We start from the raw sequence: 16975 nt of genomic DNA, 5'->3' as shown, positions 1-16975 counted from the left end.
TAGCCCACAATTTCACTCACATGGGATCAGCCGGCGGCCGGCGGCAGGGCCGCGCCCGTGTCCTTCAGCTCGACGCCCGAGAGCTGGCGGCGGAACGACTCGTGCAGCAGCGCCGCCAGCACCTCGGCGGCCGCGTCGTGGGTCAGCCCGTCGGGCGGGCGGATGTTGGAGACGCAGTTGCGCTCCGAGTCGACGCGACCGGGCCGCGGGCCGAAGGTCAGGTACGCGCCGAGGGAGTCGGGCGCGGACATCCCCGGGCGCTCGCCGATGAGCACGAGCACCATCCGCGCCCCCAGCGCCCGCGCGATCTCGTCGCCCAGGGCCACCCGGGCCTGCTCGGCCACGACGACCGGCGCCACCGCCCACCCCTCCAGCCGCGGGAGCAGGGCGTCGACGAGCCCGGCGGCGTGCTCGTGCACCGCGGTCGCCGAGAGCCCGTCGGCCACCACCAGGGCGAGGTCGAACTCCCCGGGCTCCAGGGGATGGTCCGCGGCGAGACGACGGCCCAGGTCGGGCCGCTGCAGGTACTCGGTGCGGTCGGCGACCTGCGAGCGCACCACCGGTCCGGCCCGCTCCCCCAGCGCGGCGACGACCGCCTCGGCGTCGAGCGGGGTGTGGACGGCGTCGCGGGCCTGCGCGTGGGCGGCGGCGAGCCGGAGGTTCTCGGCGGTCGACAGCCCGTCGCCGGCGCGGCCCAGGCCCACCCGGGCGCGGGTGGCGGCCCGGAGGGTCTCCCAGGGATCGCTCGCGACGCTCATGCCATCAGCGCCCGGATCGGCTCCGGCACCAGCTGCGGGACCCGCCCGGCGTCGTCGAGCAGCCCGACCGAGCCCAGCCACGCCTCGAACTCCGGCGCCGGTCGCAGCCCGAGCGTCTGGCGGACCTGCAGCACGTCCTGGAACGACAGCGACTGGTAGTTGAGCATGATGTCGTCGCCACCCGGCACCGTGATCACGAACCCGCACCCGGCGGCGCCGAGCGTGAGCAGCAGCGTGTCGGTGTCGTCGGCGTCGGCCTCGGCGTGGTTGGTGTAGCAGACGTCGACGCCCATCGGGACGCCGAGCAGCTTGCCGCACAGGTGGTCCTCGAGCCCGGCGCGCAGGATCTGCTTGCCGTCGTAGAGGTACTCGGGGCCGATGAAGCCCACGACCGTGTTCACCAACAGCGGGTCGAACGCCCGGCACACCGCGTAGGCCCGGGCCTCGAGGGTCTGCTCGTCCACGTCGTGGTGGGCGTCTGCGGACAGCGCCGAACCCTGGCCGGTCTCGAAGTACGTCACGTTCGACCCCACGGTCCCGCGGCCCAGCGACAGGGCCGCGGAGTGCGCCTCGCGGAGCTGGTCGAGCGTCACGCCGAAGCCCCGGTTGGCCGCCTGCGTCCCGGCCACCGACTGGAACACGAGGTCGACCGGCGCCCCCTCCTCGAGGAGCTCGAGCGTCGTCGTCACGTGGGTCAGGACGCACGACTGGATGGGGGCGTCGAGGCGGCGGCGGGCGTCGTCGACCAGCTCGAGCAGCGCCCGCACCGTCGAGGGCCGGTCGGTGGCCGGGTTGATGCCGACGACGGCGTCGCCCGCCCCGTGCAGCAGACCGTCGACGAGCGAGGCGGTGATGCCGACGGCGTCGTCGGTCGGGTGGTTGGGCTGCAGGCGCGTCGCCAGCCGCCCCTCCAGCCCGACGGTGGTGCGCAGCGCGGTGACGACGCGGGTCTTGCGGGCCACCGCGACGAGGTCGCCGACGCGCATGAGCTTGCTCGCCGCGGCGACCATCTCCGGGGTCAGGCCGGGGGCCAGCGCGGTGAGCGCGGCGCTGTCGGCCTCCCACGACAGCAGCCAGTCGCGGAACCCGCCGACGGTCAGCGACCGCACCGGGGCGAAGGCCCCGGCGTCGTGCGTGTCCATGATCAGGCGGGTGACGTCGTCGTCCTCGTAGGGCACGACGGCCTCGTCGAGGAAGTGCGCCAGCGGCAGGTCGGCCAGCACGGTCTGGGCGGCGACCCGCTCCGCCGCCGACGCCGCCGCGACGCCGGCGAGCACGTCGCCCGAGCGCAGCGGGGTGGCCTTCGCGAGCAGGTCGCGCAGGTCGGCGAAGGCGTACGAGTGGCCGCCCAGCGTCGTCGACCAGCTCATTCCAGCTCCTCCTCCGCCTTCGCCAGCGCGGCGAACTCCTCGTCGGGCGCCGCGGCGACGAGGTGGTGCCGCGAGTAGAACCCGAACCAGGCCATGAGTACCGCGAACGCGCCGAGCGCGCACAGGGCCGCGACGACGTCGACGAGGAAGGTCGCGATCACGGCGGCGAGGGCGAGGACGAGCGCGATGCCGGTGGTGATCCGCCCGCCCGGGGTGCGGTAGGGCCGCGGGAGCTCGGGGTGACGGGTCCGCAGCACCTGGTGGGCGACCATCATGAGCACGTACGACAGCGTCGCCCCGAACACGGCGAGGTTGATCAGGATGTCGCCGTTGCCGGTCGCCGCGAGGACGAACCCGATGGCCGCCGGCACCAGCAGCGCGAGCGTCGGGGCCTTGCGGCGGTTGGTCTTCGACAGCACGCGCGGCAGGTAGCCGGCCCGCGAGAGGGCGAACGTCTGCCGGGAGTAGGCGTAGATGATCGAGAAGAAGCTGGCGATCAGGCCGAGCAGGCCGATGTAGTTGACCGCGGACGAGAGCCACGACGGGCCGCCGAGGCCGACCTCGAGGGCGCTGACCAGCGGGTTCTCGCTCTCGGAGAGCGCCTGGGCGCCCTGGGCGCCGGGGGCGAGCAGCAGCACCGCGGCCGCGGAGACGACCAGCACGGCCATCGCCACGATGATGCCGCGCGGGACCGCGCGCACCGGGTCGCGCGCCTCCTCGGCGGCCAGCGGGACGCCCTCGACGGCGAGGAAGAACCAGATCGCGAACGGGAAGCTCGCCCACACCCCGACCAGGCCGAACGGCAGGAAGGGCGAGGCCCCGGCGGCCTCCGTCGGCGCGATGTCGAACAGGTTGGCGGCGTCGAACGACAGGAGGCCGCCGATCGCGAACAGGACGAGCCCGACCAGCGCGATCGCGGCGATGACGAAGCAGACCTTCAGCGCCTCGCCCACACCGAGCAGGTGGATGCCGACGAAGACCACGTAGCAGGCGAGGTAGACCCACCAGCCGTCGGTGATCCCGAACAGGCCGAGCGACTCGACGTAGCCGCCGATGAAGGTGGCGATCGCCGCCGGGGCCACCGCGTACTCGAGCAGGATCGCCGCGCCGGTCGCGAAGCCGCCCCACGGCCCCATGGCCACCCGCGCGAACGTGTAGCCACCGCCGGCCGCCGGGAGCGCCGAGGACATCTCGGCGAGGCCCAGCACCATGCACGTGTACATGACGGCCATGAGGACGGCGGCGACCGCGAGGCCGCCCCAGCCACCCTGCGCGAGCCCGAAGTGCCAGCCGGCGTAGTCGCCGGAGATCACGTACGCGACGCCCAGACCCGCCAGCAGGACCCAGCTCGCCGAGCCGGCCTTCAGCTGCCGGGCGGCGAGATAGTCGCTGCCGGCACCGCGCGTGGCATCGACCTGCTCCGCCATGCTCGTCCCCTTCCCCTCGCTCCGGAGGGGACAGCGTGAGCCTCGCGTGAAGTCCGTGGGTGACGATCGGGTGACGATCGCCCGCGGGGCATGTGAGCGAACTTGGGGCCCATAGGCCCCAAGTTCGCTCACATAGGCCGTTCAGACCAAGTTGGTCCGGCAGCGGTTGAGCAGGGTGCGCAGGGCGGCGCGCTGGTCGGGGTCGAGGCCGGTGACCATGCGCTCCTCGACCTCCGCCGCGCCCGGCGCCACGTCGTCCAGCAGGGCCCGGCCGGCGGGCGAGAGGCCGATGAGCACGCGGCGCCTGTGGGAGGGGTCCGGCGTGCGGGTGATCCAGTTGCCACGTTCGAGGGCCGCGAGCAGGTCCCCCATCGCCTGCGGGCTGACGAAGGCGTTGCGCGCGAGGTCCGCCCCCGTCTGCCCCTCGCGGCGGGCCAGGACGGTCAGCGCGGTCCACTGCGGCACGGTGATCCCGGTGGTGCGCAGCAGGTCGTCGAGGCGCGCCCGCACCGCCAGCTCGACCTGCTTGACCGCGTAGAGCAGCGACGGCCCCTCCCCGACCTGCTCGCTGCTCCGTTCCGGTCCCGCCACCGCCACCGTCGTTCCCCCCTCGTGCCCTACCGCCCGCGCTCCGCCATCCCTAGTCTCAAGGTTCCTGATAACGAAGGAGTCTCATGAGCGCGACGTCACGCGGCGCCATGGTCCCGCGCCCGGGCCGGGACCGATGAGCGACCTGCCCGCGTCCCTGACCCTCGACCGTGACGGGCCGGTCGCAGTGCTGCGCCTCGCGCGGCCGGACAAGCGCAACGCTCTCGACGACGCCACGGTGCTCGGCCTCGAGGCCTTCTTCTCGACCCCGCCGTCCGACGTCCGCGCGGTGGTCCTCGACGCCGAGGGCGACCACTTCAGCGCCGGCCTGGACCTCGCCGAGCTGGGCGAGACCGACGCCGTCGAGGGCATCGAGCACTCCCGCTTCTGGCACCGGGCCTTCGCCCGCATGGAGCGCGGGCGCCTGCCCGTGGTCAGCGTGCTCAAGGGCGCGGTCGTCGGCGGCGGGCTCGAGCTCGCCGCCGCCACCCACGTCCGCGTCGCCGAGGCCAGCGCGTTCTACGCCCTCCCGGAGCCCCGCCACGGGCTCTTCGTCGGCGGCGGCGGCTCGGTGCGGATCCCCCGCCTCATCGGGGTGTCGCGGATGACGGACATGATGCTGACCGGGCGGGTCCTCGACGCGCAGGAAGGCCTCACCCTCGGGATCTCGACCTACCTCACCGGGACCGGCGAGGGTTTCGCGAAGGCCCTCGAGCTGGCCCACCGCATGGCCGCCAACCCGCCGGTGAGCACCTACGCCGTCCTGCAGGCACTGCCCCGCATCGCCGCCGCCCGCGACGAGGACGGGCTCTTCGTCGAGTCCCTCATGGCCGCGATCTCCTCGAGCAGCGCCGAGGCCCAGGAACGGATGAGCGCGTTCCTCGACGGCCGCGCGGGGAAGGTCCGCTGATGGCCGCTCCCCCGGAGGGCACCGTGACGGCCGCGTTCGTCGACTGGCTGGCCCGCGAGCGCGACCTGCGGTTCGACGACTACGACGCCCTGCAGCGCTGGTCGGTCAGCGACCTCGACGGCTTCTGGTCGGCGATCGCCGCGTTCTTCGCCGTCCCGTTCCACGCGGCCCCGCGCACCGTGCTCGAGGACCGAGTGATGCCCGGCGCGGTCTGGTTCCCGGGCGCGACGCTCAACTACGCCGAGCGGGCCGTCGAGGGCCCCGACGGGACCGCCGACGACGACGTGGCGCTCCTCGCCTACTCCCAGACCCGCGACGACCAGGTGTGGCACCGCGGCGAGCTGCGCGACGCGGTCGCCCGGGCACGGGCCGGCCTGCAGCGTCTCGGCGTGCGGCGCGGCGACCGGGTCGTCGCCTACGCCCCCAACATCCCCGAGACCGTGATCGCCCACCTCGCGGCCGCGAGCCTCGGCGCGGTCTGGGCGTCGTGCGCACCGGAGTTCGGCGCCCGCAGCGTCGTCGACCGCTTCGCCCAGATCGAGCCGACGGTCCTGCTCGCGGTCGGCGGCTACGTCTTCGGCGACAAGCCGATCGACCGCACCGACGAGGTCGCGGCCGTCCGCGCGGCGCTGCCGACCCTGCGCCACGTCGTCGAGGTCCCCTACGGCCCCGGCTCCGTGCCCGGCGCGACGCCGTGGTCCGAGCTCGTCGGCGCCCCCGCCGCACCGGCCTACGACCCGGTGCCGTTCGACCACCCGCTCGTCGTGCTCTTCTCCTCGGGCACCACCGGCCCGCCGAAGGCGATCGTCCACGGCCACGGCGGCATCACCGTCGAGCACCTCAAGAACCACGGCCTCGCGTGGGACGTCCGCCCGGGCGACCGGATGCTCTGGTTCACCACGACCGCCTGGATGATGTGGAACGCGCTGGTCAGCGGGCTGCTGCACGGTGCCGCGCTGATCCTCGTCGACGGCAACCCGCTGCACCCCGACCTCGGCTGGCAGTGGCGACTCGCCGCGCACGCCCGCGCCTCCCACTTCGGCTCCTCGCCGGGCTTCCTCATGGCCTGCCGCGGCGCGGGCCTGCACCCGGCCGCCGACCAGGACCTGGCGCCGCTGCGCCAGATCTGCGTCGCCGGGAGCCCCCTGCCGCCCGAGGGCTACCGGTGGGTCGCCGCCGAGTTCTCCCCCGACGTCCTGCTGCTCGTCGGCAGCGGCGGCACCGACGTGTGCACCGGGATCGTGCAGGGCGGACCGTGGCAGGAGGTCGTCGAGGGCGAGATCTCCGGGCGCGAGCTCGGGGTCGACACCGCGGCGTTCGACGAGCACGGCCGCGAGGTCGTCGGCGAGCGCGGCGAGCTCGTCATCCGGTCCCCCATGCCCTCGATGCCGCTGTCGTTCTGGGGCGACGCGGACGGCTCCCGGCTGCACGCCGCGTACTTCGACACCTACCCCGGCGTGTGGCGCCACGGCGACTGGGTGCGGTTCTCGCCGACCGGCTCGGTGGTGGTCTCGGGCAGGTCCGACGCGACCCTGAACCGGGGCGGGGTCCGGCTCGGCACCGCCGAGTTCTACAGCGTCGTCGAGGAGCTGCCGGAGGTCGCCGACAGCCTCGTCGTGCACCTCGAGAGCACCGACGAGCTGCTCCTGTTCGTCGTGCCCGCGCCGGGCCACGAGATCGACGAGGCACGGATCCGGGCCGCGCTGCGCTCCGCGCTGTCCCCCCGCCACCTCCCCGACCGCATCCACCGGATCGCCGCCGTGCCGCGCACGCGCACCGGCAAGAAGCTCGAGGTCCCGGCCAAACGGATCCTGCTCGGTGCCGACCCGGACGCGGTCGCCTCGCGCGACTCGCTCGTGGACCCGGCCGCGCTGCAGGCGTTCGTGGAGCTGGCCCGATCCGGTTCCCCGTCGCTGCGCTCGCCCCGATGAAGGTCGCGGTGGTCGGCACCGGGGTCATCGGGGAGAGCTGGGCGCGGCTGTTCCTCGCCCACGGTCACGAGGTCGTGGCGACCGACCCCGCCCCGGGCGCACGGCCCCGTCTCCTCGACGCCGTGACGTTCGTCGACGACCCCGCCGCGGCCGTCGCCGGCGCGGACTTCGTCCAGGAGAACGGTCCCGAGCGCCTCGAGGTCAAGCACGAGCTCCTCGCGGTGCTCGACGCCGCGGCGCGGCCCGACGTCGTCATCGCCAGCAGCTCGTCGACCCTGCGCCCCACCGACATCGCCCGCGGCGCCCCGGACCACCCCGAGCGCGTGCTCGTCGGCCACCCGTTCAACCCGCCGCACCTCGTCCCGCTGGTCGAGGTCGTCCCCGGCGAGCGCACCTCCGAGACAGCGGTGGACGCGGCCATGGCGTTCTACACGTCGGTCGGCCGCACGCCGCTGCGCCTGCGCGCCGAGCTCCCCGGCCACCTCGCCAACCGCCTGCAGGCCGCCCTGTGGCGTGAGGCGTACTCGCTGGTCGAGCGGGGCGTCGCCACCGTCGCCGACGTCGACACCGCCATCACCGAGGGTCCCGGCCTGCGCTGGGCCGCCGTCGGACCGATCGCCGGCCAGCACCTCTCCGGCGGCGCGGGCGGGCTCGGGCACGTCCTCGAGCACCTCGGCCCTGGCACCGAGGCGCTGTGGGCCGACCTCGGGTCGCCGACGATGACCCCGGAGCTCGCCGAGCGTCTCGTCACCCAGGTCACCGACGCCGTCACCGACCCCGACGCCCTGCTCGCCCGCCGCGACGCGGTGATCCGCGCCGCCCTCGAGGCCCGGAGGTCTGGATGAACCTCGACGACCTGACCGCCATCGACGTCCACACCCACGTCGAGCAGGACGCCCACGGGTGCTTCGCGCTGACCGACGAGCTGCTCGACGCCTCGGCGCAGTACTTCCGCAGCGACCAGGACCGCACGCCCACGGTCGAGGCGATCGCCGCGCACTACCGGGAGCGGTCGATGGCCGCGGTCGTCTTCACCGTCGACGCCCCGGCCGCGACCGGGCATCCGCCGCTCTCGAGCGAGGAGATCGTCGAGCGGGCCGGGGAGCACCCCGACGTGCTCATCCCGTTCGGGTCGGTCGACCCGCACGGCGGGCGGGCGGCGGTCGCCCGGGTCCGGCGGCTCGTCCAGCAGGGCGCGCGAGGCTTCAAGTTCCACCCCACGCTGCAGGGGTTCGAGCCCAACGACCGGGCGTTCTACCCGCTCTACGCGGCGATCGCCGAGGCGGGCGTCCCCGCCCTGTTCCACACCGGCCAGACCGGCATCGGCGCGGGCCTGCCCGGCGGCGCGGGGCTGAAGCTGCGGTACTCCGACCCGATGCTGCTCGACGACGTCGCCGCCGACTTCCCCGAGCTGACGATGATCTTCGCGCACCCCTCGGTGCCGTGGCAGGACGCGGCGATCTCGATCGCGGGCCACAAGGCGAACGTCTACATCGACCTGTCGGGCTGGGCCCCCAAGTACTTCCCGCCCCAGCTCGTCCGGGCCGCCTCGCGCCAGCTGCGCGACAAGGTGCTGTTCGGCTCCGACTTCCCGGTGATCACGCCGGACCGGTGGCTGCGGGACTTCGCGGATCTGGACATCCCCGACGAGGTGCGTCCCAAGATCCTCAAGGGGAACGCCGCGAGGGTGCTCGGACTGCTCTGAGCGACCTACGATCCCCGTCCAGGGGGATCGCATGGGGCCTTCGGTGCTGTGCCCGGCGCTGGTCGGGCGCGAGAACGAGTCCGCGGTCCTGCACGCGCACCTCGACGCGGCGGGGCACGGGCACGGCGGCGTCGTCCTGCTCGTCGGCGAGGCCGGCGCCGGCAAGACCCGCCTCGCGCGCGCCACCGTCGACGCCGCCCGCGCCGACGGCCTGCGCCTGCTGGCGGGTCGGGCGGTGCCGGGCCCGAGCCCGACCCCGTACCGCCCGCTGACCGAGGCGTTCCTCGCCGCCTTCCGCTCCGCGCCGCCACCCACCGCACGGGAGCTCCACGGGTTCGGGCGCCAGGTCGCCCGCCTCGTCCCTCCCTGGAGCGGCGCGCCCGCCGGGGCCGAGGACTCGCCCGTCGTCATGGGCGAGGCGGTCGTGCGCCTGCTGCGACCGGACGGTCCCTGCGTGATCCTGCTCGAGGATCTCCACTGGGCGGACGCCGAGACCGTCGCCGTGCTCGACCACCTCGCCGACGCCCTGGCCGACGAGGCCGTCCTGGTCCTGGGCACCACCCGCCCCGGCGGCGCCGTGGACGAGATCCTCGAGCGGCTCCCCGGCCGGGACCGCTCGTCGGTCCTCGCCGTCGGTCCCCTCGACGAGGCCGGGGTGGACCGGATGCTCGCCGCATGCCTGGCCACGCCCGGACCGCCGCCCGAGGTCCGGGCGTTCCTGCGCCGCCATGCCGAGGGCGTGCCGCTGCTGGTCGAGGAGCTGCTGGCCGGCCTGGTCGCGGCGGGCGAGCTGCGCTTCGCCGACGCCGGCTGGGTCAGCGCGGGCGAGCTCACCCCGCGGGTGCCGGCGAGCCTGCGGGAGTCGGTCGCCCGGCGGCTGGCGGACCTCGACCCCGTCGCCCGGCGCGTGGTCGCCGCCGCGGCGATGCTCGGCAGGCGGTTCGACTGGGAGCTCGTGCCCGGGATCGCCGAAGTGGACGGGCGCGCCGTCGTCGAGGGGCTGCGGGCGGCGGTCGGCCGGCAGCTCGTGGCCGTCGACGGCGACGGCTTCGCGTTCCGGCACGCCCTGACCCGCGAGGCGGTCCTCGACGATCTCCTGCCCCCGGAGCGTCGCGCCCTCGCGCAGCGCGCGTGGCCCACCGTCGAGCGCGCCCACCCCGGGCTCCCGGGTACCGCCTGCGAGCTCGCGTCGGAGCTCGCGGAGGCCGCCGGCGCCCCGGTCGAGGCCGCGGCGCGCCTGGTCACGAGCGCCCGGCGGGCGCTCGACGACGGCGCCGTGGCCAGCGCGGAGGTGACCGCGCGGCGCGCCCGCCGCCTGGCCCGCGGCGGCGCGGCCGTCACCGTCGACGTCGACGAGCTGGCCGTCGACGTGCTCGTCGCCGCCGGCAAGCCGCGGGAGGCGCTGGCCCTCGGGCCCGACCTGGCCGCCCGCCTGCCCGGCGACCCCGACCGCCGCGCCGCGCTCCTGCTGACGCTCGCGCGCGCCGCCCTCGCCGCGGGCGAGGTCGACGAGGCGGCCCGGCTGGTCGACGAGGCCAGGCAGGAGGAGCACGCGCCGCTCCTCGCCCGGCTCGACGCCGTCGCCGCCCACGTCGCCCTCGAGCAGGGCCGGCAGGACGACGCCGCCGCCCTCGCCCACCGGGCGGTGGCCGCCGCCGTCGACGCCGCGCAGCCCGCGGTCGAGTGCGAGGCGCTGGAGGTCCTCGGGCGGGTGCAACGTGAGTTCCGCTCCGGGCGCGCCGCGCGGTGGCTGGCGCGGGCCGCGGACGTGGCGGAACGCGCCGGGCTCGCCACCTGGCACCTGCGCGCGCAGCAGGAGCTCGCGCTGATCACCTGGAAGGCGGACGACCTGCGGGCCACGCGGGCGCTCGCCGCCCGGTACGGCGCCCTGACGACGGTCGCCGTCATGGACCTCAGCCTCGCCGACCTCGCCCTCGGTGACTTCGACCGGGAGAACGCCCTGGAGGCCGCCCGCTCGTGCGCCGAGGCGAGCCGGCGCTACGGGCTCGCGACCGGGCCGGTCGCCCACCTCTGGCTCGCGAACGCGCACGCGCTGGTCGGCGACGACGTCGCGATGGAGGCCGCCGTCGCCGACGCGCTCGCGCCCGACCCGTCCGACCCCCGCATCCTCGGCGACCTCTACGGGCGCGTCCTCGTCACCCGGGCCTTCGCCGTCGACGACCTCGACGCCCTGCGCGGCCTCCTCGACACGATGATGACCCACGTCCGCCGGGCCGACCCGGGACGCTCGGTGTTCCCCGGCCGCGCGCTCTGGGCGCTCGTGCACACCGCCGAGGACGACGACCTCGGCGTCGACGCGCGGGCGGAGTTCGCCGAGGTCGCCGACCAGGTCGGGCTGGACGTCTTCCGGTGCGCCCACCTCGCGGCGGAGGCCGTCGCCCGTGGGCGGGCGGGGGCGCCCGCCGAGGCCGCGGCCCTCATGGAGCGCGCCCGCCCGGCGGGACGGACCTTCGACGGCGGGCTCGGCCTGCTGCAGTGGGTGCAGCTCCTCGTCGCGCGTGCCGCGATCCGCGACGGCTGGGGCGACCCGGTCACCTGGCTGCGCGAGAGCGAGGCGTTCTTCGCCGCCGTCGGCCTCGAGCGCACGGCGCGACGCTGCCGCCTGCTGATGGGCGAGGCCGGCGCGCCGGTGCCCCGGCGCGGGCGTGGCGCGTCGGCGGTCCCGGAGCCGCTGCGCGCCCTCGGGGTGACGAGCCGCGAGACCGACGTGCTGGGGCTGGTCGCGCTCGGCCTGTCCACCCCGGAGATCGGCGCCCGGCTCCACCTGTCGCCGCGCACCGTGGAACGGCACCTCGGCAACCTCTTCGCGCGGACCGGGGTGCACGACCGGGGGGCGCTGGGTGAGGTGGCCCGCCGCCACGGTGTGCAAGGTGGGTGACCGGTCCCGCTAACTGGGGGACCCTTCCCGATGTGGCCGCGGTCACGCGGCGCGCACGCTGACGCCATGGACACCTCCGTGCACGAGATCGCCGACGGCGTCTACCGCCTGTCGACCTGCCTGCCCGACGTCACCCCCGACGGATTCACCATGAACCAGTACCTCATCGACGCCGAGGAGCCCCTGCTCTTCCACACCGGTCTGCGCGGCATGTTCCCGCTGGTCTCGGGGGCGGTGGGCCGGGTCATCGACCCCGCCCGGCTGCGGTGGATCAGCTTCGGTCACGTCGAGGCCGACGAGTGTGGCGCGATGAACGAGTGGCTCGCCCTCGCACCCGGCTCCCGCGTGACGTTCAACCGGCTCGGCTGCATGGTCTCCCTCGACGACCTGGCCGACCGCCCGCCGGTCCCCGCAGACGACGGCGAGCGACGCGACCTCGGCGGCCACGTCGTCCGCACGATCGCGACGCCCCACGTGCCCCACGGCTGGGAGGCGCAGGTGATCTACGACGAGACCACCGGCACGCTGCTGTGCGGCGACCTCTTCAGCCGCACAGGGGACGGCCCGGCGCTCGTCCACGACACGGACATCGTCACCCCCGCCCTCGCGGCCGACGAGCTGTTCGGCGCCACGGCCCTCACGGCGGGGACGGCGCCGGCGATCCGCGGTCTGGCGGAGCTCGCCCCGCGCACCCTCGCGCTCATGCACGGGCCCGCCTACGCCGGTGACGGCGCCGCGGCACTGCACGGCCTCGCCGACGCCTACGCCGCGCGCCTCGAGAAGGCGGTGGCCTGATGAGCCGCGACAGCACCGACCGCGCCACCGTCCGGATCGAGGACGTCCCCGCCTTCACACGCACCGAGGCGATGGACCTGGCCGCCGCGGAGACCGCCCGGATGGCGGCCTTCCTCGCCGCGCTGCGCCCCGACGAGTGGCGTCACCCGACCGACTGCCCCGCCTGGGACGTCCGGGCGATGGCGGGCCACGTGCTGGGCATGACGGAGACCTTCACCGGGACCCGCCGGATGATGACCGACATGAGGCACGGCGGACAGCGCGCGGGCGACGGCCCCTTCATCGACGGGCTCACCGCCCTGCAGGTCGACGAGCGCGCACACCTCGACACCGCGGAGCTCGTCCGGCGCCTGGAGGACGCCGGTCCGCGCCAGGCGCGCTGGCGCGGTCGGGTCCGGCTCCTGCGCGCGATGCCGATGAAGGAGGAGGTCAACGGACGACAGGAGACGTGGCGGATGGGCTACCTGGTCGACGTGATCCTCACCCGGGACACCTGGATGCACCGGGTCGACGCGGCGCGGGCCACCGGGCGCACGATGGTGCTGACCCCGGAGCACGACGGCCGCCTCGTCGCCCACGTCGTCGCCGAGTGGGCCCGGCGCCACGACCGGCCCTTCCGCCTGCACCTCACCGGTCCGGCGGGCGGCTCGTTCGCCCGCGGCACCGACGGGGAGGAGCTCACCCTCGACGCGGTCCAGTTCTGCCGCATCCTCTCCGGCCGCGGCGAGGGGCAGGGTCTGCTGGCCACCGAGGTGCCCTTCTGACCCGTCCTGTCACATCTGCGGGCTCCCGCGGGTCTCCACGTCGACGACCCCGCGACCTCAGGAGCCCACCATGGACATCCGCACCCTCACCTACCGCGTCTCGACCGGCGTCACCGCGTTCGTCCTGCTCTCGGGCGGGCTGGCCGACCTGCTCGGCGCGGAGTGGGCCGTCGCCGGGATCGTGGCGCTGGGCTTCCCGGCCTACCTCGCCACGATCCTGGGCGTCTGGAAGCTCCTCGGCGCCGTCGCGATCACGGTGCCCGGCTACGCGCGGCTCAAGGAGTGGGCGTACGCCGGCATCGTCTTCGACCTCAGCGGCGCCTTCGTGTCCCACCTCGTGTCGGGGAGCCCGTGGTTCCACCTCGCGGCGACCTCGACCCTGCTCGCCGTCGCCGTCGCGTCGTGGGCGACCCGCCCGGTCTCGCGCCGGCTGGTCACCACCGTGGCGCCGGCGCGCGAGTCCGTCCCCGCCTGACTCCGGGCCGCGGCCTAACCCTCGTGCAGCGCCCGGTCGACCGCGGCAGCCGCGCCGTCGAGCGCGATGGCGGACTGGCTGCCGTCGGCGAGGTCCTTGAGCTGGATCTGCCCCGCCTCGAGGTCCCGGTCGCCGAGCACGAGGGCGAACCGGGCCCCGGAGCGGTCGGCGGCCTTCATCGCGCCCTTGAGCCCGCGGTTGCCGTAGGCCAGGTCCGCGCGGATGCCCGCCCGCCGCAGGGACCCGACGATGCCGACGAGGCACTCCTTCGCCGCGTCGCCGAGCGGCACGCCGAAGACCTCGACGCGCCCGGCGGCGTCGTGACCGGCCTCCTCGACGCGGCACGCGAGCAGCGCGCGGTCGACCCCCAGGCCGAAGCCGACCCCGGACAGCGCCTGCCCCCCGAGCTCGGCCATCAGCCCGTCGTAGCGCCCGCCGCCGCCGATGCCCGACTGCGAGCCGAGGCCGTCGTGGACGAACTCGAAGGTCGTCTTCGTGTAGTAGTCCAGGCCGCGGACCATCCACGGGTTCTCGACGTAGGCCACGCCGAGGTCGTCGAGGTAGCGCTTCACCGCCGCGTGGTGCGCCGCCGCCTCGTCGGAGAGGTGGTCGACCATCAGGGGCGCGCCGTCGAGCTGGGCGCGGACCTCGGGGCGCTTGTCGTCGAGCACCCGCAGGGGGTTGATGCGGGCGCGCTCGCGGGTGGCCTCGTCGAGGTCGAGCTTCTCGAGGAACCGGGTCAGCTCCGCGCGGTACTGCGGCCGCGTCGTGGCGTCGCCGAGGCTCGTGATCTCGAGGCGGTACCCGCGCAGGCCCAGCGCGCGGAAGCCGGCGTCGGCGACGGCGAGGACCTCCGCGTCGAGGGCCGGGTCGTCGACACCGATGGCCTCGACCCCGACCTGCTGGAGCTGGCGGAACCGGCCGGCCTGCGGGCGCTCGTAGCGGAAGAACGGCCCCTGGTAGCGCAGCTTGACCGGCAGCCCGCCCTTGTCGAGGCCGTGCTCGATCACCGAGCGGACGACGCCCGCCGTGCCCTCGGGGCGCAGCGTCACCGACCGGCCGCCGCGGTCGTCGAACGAGTACATCTCCTTGGAGACGACGTCGGTCGACTCGCCCACACCGCGGGCGTAGAGCGCGGTGTCCTCGAAGACGGGCAGCTCGATGTGCGCGTAGCCGGCGCGGTCGGCCTCGCGCAGCAGCGTGTCGCGGACCGTCGTGAACTCCGGGCCGACGTACTCGGGGACACCCTTGGGCGCGCTGAAGCCGCCGGGCGGGACCTGCGCGCTCACAGGTGGCGTCCGGGCGCGTTCGCCAGCCCCTGGACGAACGGGTTGGAGGACCGCTCCTGGCCGACCGTGGTCATCGGGCCGTGCCCGGGCAGGACCGCGGTGTCGTCCGACAGGGACAGGATCTTGTCGCGGAGCGACGCCATCATCTCCTCGGTGGAGCCGCCGGGCAGGTCGGTGCGCCCGATGCTGCCCTGGAAGAGCGTGTCGCCGGCCAGCAGGAACGGCCGGTCGTCCTCCGTGGCCGAGCGGAACACCACCGAGCCCCGGGTGTGACCCGGGGTGTGGTCGACGGTGAGGCGCAGCCCGGCGAGGTCGAGCTCGGCGCCGTCGGCGAGGACCTCCACCGACCGCGGCTCCCGGAACTCGAGCCCCGGGTACATCGCGGCGATCTGCTGGCCCATCGGCCCGACCGAGCCCAGCGGGTCGGCGAGCATGTGCCGGTCCTCGGGGTGGATCCACGCCGGGATGTCGTCGCCGTCGCACACCGGCGTGACCGACCACATGTGGTCCATGTGCCCGTGGGTCAGCAGCACGGCGACAGGGGTCAGCCGGTGGCGCGCGAGCACCTCGCGCAGCCCGTCCTCGGCGTCCTGGCCCGGGTCGACCACGATGGCGGACTCCCCGGGGCCGGGCGCGACCACATAGCAGTTGGTCTGGAACACCCCGGCCGCGAAGGCCTCGACCAGCACGTCCTCGTCCTCCCTGACCCGATCGGCGACCTCACCACCCTAGTCGAGACCCTCACGAGGACCGGTGGGCGCGGTTCGGCACCATGTCCGCCGTGCCGACGAACGAACAGCGCCGGAAGAACGCCAAGCGCAAGCTGGAACGCCAGATCGAACGGCGTGCCGAGCGCTCGCGACGCCGTCGGCAGCGACTGACCGTGATCTCCGTGGTGGCGGTCGTCGCCGTCCTCGCGGTGGCGGCCGGGATCTACTTCGTCGTCACGGGCTCCGACGAGCCCGCGCCCGAGGCGGCGGCGCCCTCGACGTGCGTCTACAACCCCTCGGAGCCGGCCTCCAAGCCGAACACCCCGCCCGACGGCAACCCGCCGACCACCGGCACCGTCGACGTCACCCTGGAGACCTCGCAGGGCGCGATCCCCATGACGCTCGACCGCGCGTCGGCACCCTGCGCGGTCAACGCGGTGGTGAGCCTCGCGTCGCAGGGCTTCTACGACGACACCCCGTGCCCCCGGCTCGTCACCAGCGCCGGCAGCCTGCAGGTGCTGCAGTGCGGCGACCCGTCCGGCTCCGGCGCGGGCGGCCCCGGCTACCAGTACGCGGAGGAGCCGCCGCAGGGTCTGCCGCCGTTCCCGGGAGCCGAGGGGCAGGCCTCGACCTACGCCCGCGGCCTCATCGCGATGGCGAAGAGCAGCCAGCCCGGGTCGACCGGCAGCCAGTTCTTCCTCGTCTACGGCGACTCGGCGCTGCCGCCGGAGTACTCGGTGATCGGGCGGATCGCGACCGACGGGCTCGCGGTGCTCGACCGCATCGGCGCCGGCGGCGACGACGGCTCGAACCAGGCCGGAGGCGGGGCCCCGCGCATCCCCGTGCAGATCCAGCGCGCGGTCGTCGCGGCACCGCCCGCGCCCTGAGGCGGGCGATTCCGATTCGTCCAAGCCACCGGTGACGCCGTCGGCATAGCGTCGGCCCATGACCACGGACACCGTCGAGCAGGAGCTGATCGCCCTCCTCGACGACTGGGGACGGGCGATCGTCTCCGACGACCCCGACCGGATCGCCGCGTTCATGGACGACGACTGGGTCATCGTCTCGTGGACCGGCGTGACGACCCGCGACGACTTCCTGGCCGTCGTGCGCTCCGGCGTGCTCGGGCACACGCGGATGGAGGGCGTCGGCCAGCGCCGGGTGCGGGTGCACGGCGACGTCGCCTACCTGACGGTGCGGACGCTCTCCACCGCGCAGTACGGCGGCCGGGACATCGACGCCGACGAGTGGACCACCGACGTCTTCGTCCGCTCCCCCGGCGACGGGCGCTGGCGCTGCACGCTGACGCACATCACGCCCGTCGGCCCCTGATCGTCGGAGCGAGCGGGGACTT

At 75.0% G+C, this 16975-nt stretch carries 16 protein-coding genes; 10 read left to right on the top strand and 6 right to left on the bottom strand.

Annotation, left to right across the window (positions count from 1 at the left end; genetic code table 11):
- Positions 1 to 26 precede the first annotated feature (26 nt).
- From eutC to WCD41_RS12605, 4 genes are all read right to left on the bottom strand, one after another.
- Positions 27 to 758, bottom strand: a complete 732-nt coding sequence (gene eutC / locus WCD41_RS12620) for an ethanolamine ammonia-lyase subunit EutC (RefSeq protein WP_337713774.1) — start codon at positions 756 to 758, stop codon at positions 27 to 29.
- Complete coding sequence (locus WCD41_RS12615) at positions 755 to 2128, bottom strand: ethanolamine ammonia-lyase subunit EutB (RefSeq protein ID WP_337713773.1); 1374 nt, start codon at positions 2126 to 2128, stop codon at positions 755 to 757. The genes eutC and WCD41_RS12615 overlap by 4 nt, the downstream gene beginning before the upstream one ends.
- Positions 2125 to 3555, bottom strand: a complete 1431-nt coding sequence (gene eat, locus WCD41_RS12610; RefSeq protein WP_337713772.1) for an ethanolamine permease — start codon at positions 3553 to 3555, stop codon at positions 2125 to 2127. The genes WCD41_RS12615 and eat overlap by 4 nt, the downstream gene beginning before the upstream one ends.
- 141 nt (positions 3556 to 3696) lie before the next feature.
- Complete coding sequence (locus WCD41_RS12605) at positions 3697 to 4146, bottom strand: MarR family winged helix-turn-helix transcriptional regulator (RefSeq protein ID WP_337713771.1); 450 nt, start codon at positions 4144 to 4146, stop codon at positions 3697 to 3699.
- Between the two features lie 133 nt (positions 4147 to 4279).
- Here WCD41_RS12605 and WCD41_RS12600 point away from each other — a divergent pair, with 133 nt between their 5' ends.
- The 8 genes from WCD41_RS12600 (at position 4280) to WCD41_RS12565 (ending at position 13622) form a co-directional block, all read left to right on the top strand.
- The gene (locus WCD41_RS12600; RefSeq protein ID WP_337713770.1) at positions 4280 to 5053 is read left to right on the top strand and encodes a crotonase/enoyl-CoA hydratase family protein; all 774 of its coding nucleotides are present in this window, start codon (positions 4280 to 4282) and stop codon (positions 5051 to 5053) included.
- The gene (locus WCD41_RS12595; protein WP_337713769.1) at positions 5053 to 6984 is read left to right on the top strand and encodes an acetoacetate--CoA ligase; all 1932 of its coding nucleotides are present in this window, start codon (positions 5053 to 5055) and stop codon (positions 6982 to 6984) included. Before WCD41_RS12600 ends, WCD41_RS12595 begins: the two co-directional genes overlap by 1 nt.
- Positions 6981 to 7829: a 3-hydroxyacyl-CoA dehydrogenase NAD-binding domain-containing protein gene (locus tag WCD41_RS12590; RefSeq protein ID WP_337713768.1), complete on the top strand. Its 849-nt coding sequence runs from the start codon at positions 6981 to 6983 to the stop codon at positions 7827 to 7829. Before WCD41_RS12595 ends, WCD41_RS12590 begins: the two co-directional genes overlap by 4 nt.
- A complete protein-coding gene (locus WCD41_RS12585) occupies positions 7826 to 8689 on the top strand; it encodes an amidohydrolase family protein (RefSeq protein WP_337713767.1) in 864 nt (287 codons plus the stop codon). Before WCD41_RS12590 ends, WCD41_RS12585 begins: the two co-directional genes overlap by 4 nt.
- A 31-nt stretch (positions 8690 to 8720) precedes the next feature.
- Positions 8721 to 11588: an AAA family ATPase gene (locus WCD41_RS12580; protein ID WP_337713766.1), complete on the top strand. Its 2868-nt coding sequence runs from the start codon at positions 8721 to 8723 to the stop codon at positions 11586 to 11588.
- A 66-nt stretch (positions 11589 to 11654) separates the two neighbouring features.
- Positions 11655 to 12383, top strand: coding sequence for an oxygen-binding di-iron domain-containing protein (locus WCD41_RS12575; RefSeq protein ID WP_337713765.1), 729 nt, complete (start codon positions 11655 to 11657; stop codon positions 12381 to 12383).
- Positions 12383 to 13147 carry a maleylpyruvate isomerase family mycothiol-dependent enzyme gene (locus tag WCD41_RS12570; protein ID WP_337713764.1) on the top strand — a complete coding sequence of 255 codons (765 nt, stop codon included), beginning with the start codon at positions 12383 to 12385 and terminating at the stop codon, positions 13145 to 13147. The genes WCD41_RS12575 and WCD41_RS12570 overlap by 1 nt, the downstream gene beginning before the upstream one ends.
- Before the next feature lie 70 nt (positions 13148 to 13217).
- Positions 13218 to 13622 carry a DoxX family protein gene (locus WCD41_RS12565; RefSeq protein WP_337713763.1) on the top strand — a complete coding sequence of 135 codons (405 nt, stop codon included), beginning with the start codon at positions 13218 to 13220 and terminating at the stop codon, positions 13620 to 13622.
- Positions 13623 to 13636: 14 nt separating this feature from the next.
- On the opposite strand, the gene hisS is transcribed toward WCD41_RS12565, so the two are convergent.
- Positions 13637 to 14911, bottom strand: coding sequence for a histidine--tRNA ligase (gene hisS, locus WCD41_RS12560; protein ID WP_337713762.1), 1275 nt, complete (start codon positions 14909 to 14911; stop codon positions 13637 to 13639).
- The gene (locus tag WCD41_RS12555; protein WP_337713761.1) at positions 14908 to 15600 is read right to left on the bottom strand and encodes an MBL fold metallo-hydrolase; all 693 of its coding nucleotides are present in this window, start codon (positions 15598 to 15600) and stop codon (positions 14908 to 14910) included. The genes hisS and WCD41_RS12555 overlap by 4 nt, the downstream gene beginning before the upstream one ends.
- Positions 15601 to 15692: 92 nt before the next feature.
- On the opposite strand from WCD41_RS12555, the gene WCD41_RS12550 reads away from it, so the two are divergent.
- The gene (locus WCD41_RS12550; RefSeq protein WP_337713760.1) at positions 15693 to 16508 is read left to right on the top strand and encodes a peptidylprolyl isomerase; all 816 of its coding nucleotides are present in this window, start codon (positions 15693 to 15695) and stop codon (positions 16506 to 16508) included.
- A gap of 58 nt (positions 16509 to 16566) precedes the next feature.
- Complete coding sequence (locus tag WCD41_RS12545) at positions 16567 to 16953, top strand: nuclear transport factor 2 family protein (protein ID WP_337713759.1); 387 nt, start codon at positions 16567 to 16569, stop codon at positions 16951 to 16953.
- Positions 16954 to 16975 lie beyond the last annotated feature (22 nt).

This window comes from Actinomycetospora aeridis, assembly GCF_037400275.1.
Taxonomy (GTDB): Bacteria; Actinomycetota; Actinomycetes; order Mycobacteriales; family Pseudonocardiaceae; genus Actinomycetospora; species Actinomycetospora aeridis.
Note: the sequence above shows the minus strand (reverse complement) of the source record. Positions and strands in the feature narration are given on the sequence as shown.

Bases quoted from the DNA above. Each gene is read 5' to 3' on its own strand.
- eutC (WP_337713774.1), bottom strand. From the start codon at position 758: ATGAGCGTCGCGAGCGATCCCTGGGAGACCCTCCGGGCCGCCACCCGC.
- WCD41_RS12615 (WP_337713773.1), bottom strand. From the start codon at position 2,128: ATGAGCTGGTCGACGACGCTGGGCGGCCACTCGTACGCCTTCGCCGAC.
- eat (WP_337713772.1), bottom strand. From the start codon at position 3,555: ATGGCGGAGCAGGTCGATGCCACGCGCGGTGCCGGCAGCGACTATCTC.
- WCD41_RS12600 (WP_337713770.1), top strand. From the start codon at position 4,280: ATGAGCGACCTGCCCGCGTCCCTGACCCTCGACCGTGACGGGCCGGTC.
- WCD41_RS12595 (WP_337713769.1), top strand. From the start codon at position 5,053: ATGGCCGCTCCCCCGGAGGGCACCGTGACGGCCGCGTTCGTCGACTGG.
- WCD41_RS12590 (WP_337713768.1), top strand. From the start codon at position 6,981: ATGAAGGTCGCGGTGGTCGGCACCGGGGTCATCGGGGAGAGCTGGGCG.
- WCD41_RS12585 (WP_337713767.1), top strand. From the start codon at position 7,826: ATGAACCTCGACGACCTGACCGCCATCGACGTCCACACCCACGTCGAG.
- WCD41_RS12580 (WP_337713766.1), top strand. From the start codon at position 8,721: ATGGGGCCTTCGGTGCTGTGCCCGGCGCTGGTCGGGCGCGAGAACGAG.
- WCD41_RS12575 (WP_337713765.1), top strand. From the start codon at position 11,655: ATGGACACCTCCGTGCACGAGATCGCCGACGGCGTCTACCGCCTGTCG.
- WCD41_RS12570 (WP_337713764.1), top strand. From the start codon at position 12,383: ATGAGCCGCGACAGCACCGACCGCGCCACCGTCCGGATCGAGGACGTC.
- WCD41_RS12565 (WP_337713763.1), top strand. From the start codon at position 13,218: ATGGACATCCGCACCCTCACCTACCGCGTCTCGACCGGCGTCACCGCG.
- WCD41_RS12545 (WP_337713759.1), top strand. From the start codon at position 16,567: ATGACCACGGACACCGTCGAGCAGGAGCTGATCGCCCTCCTCGACGAC.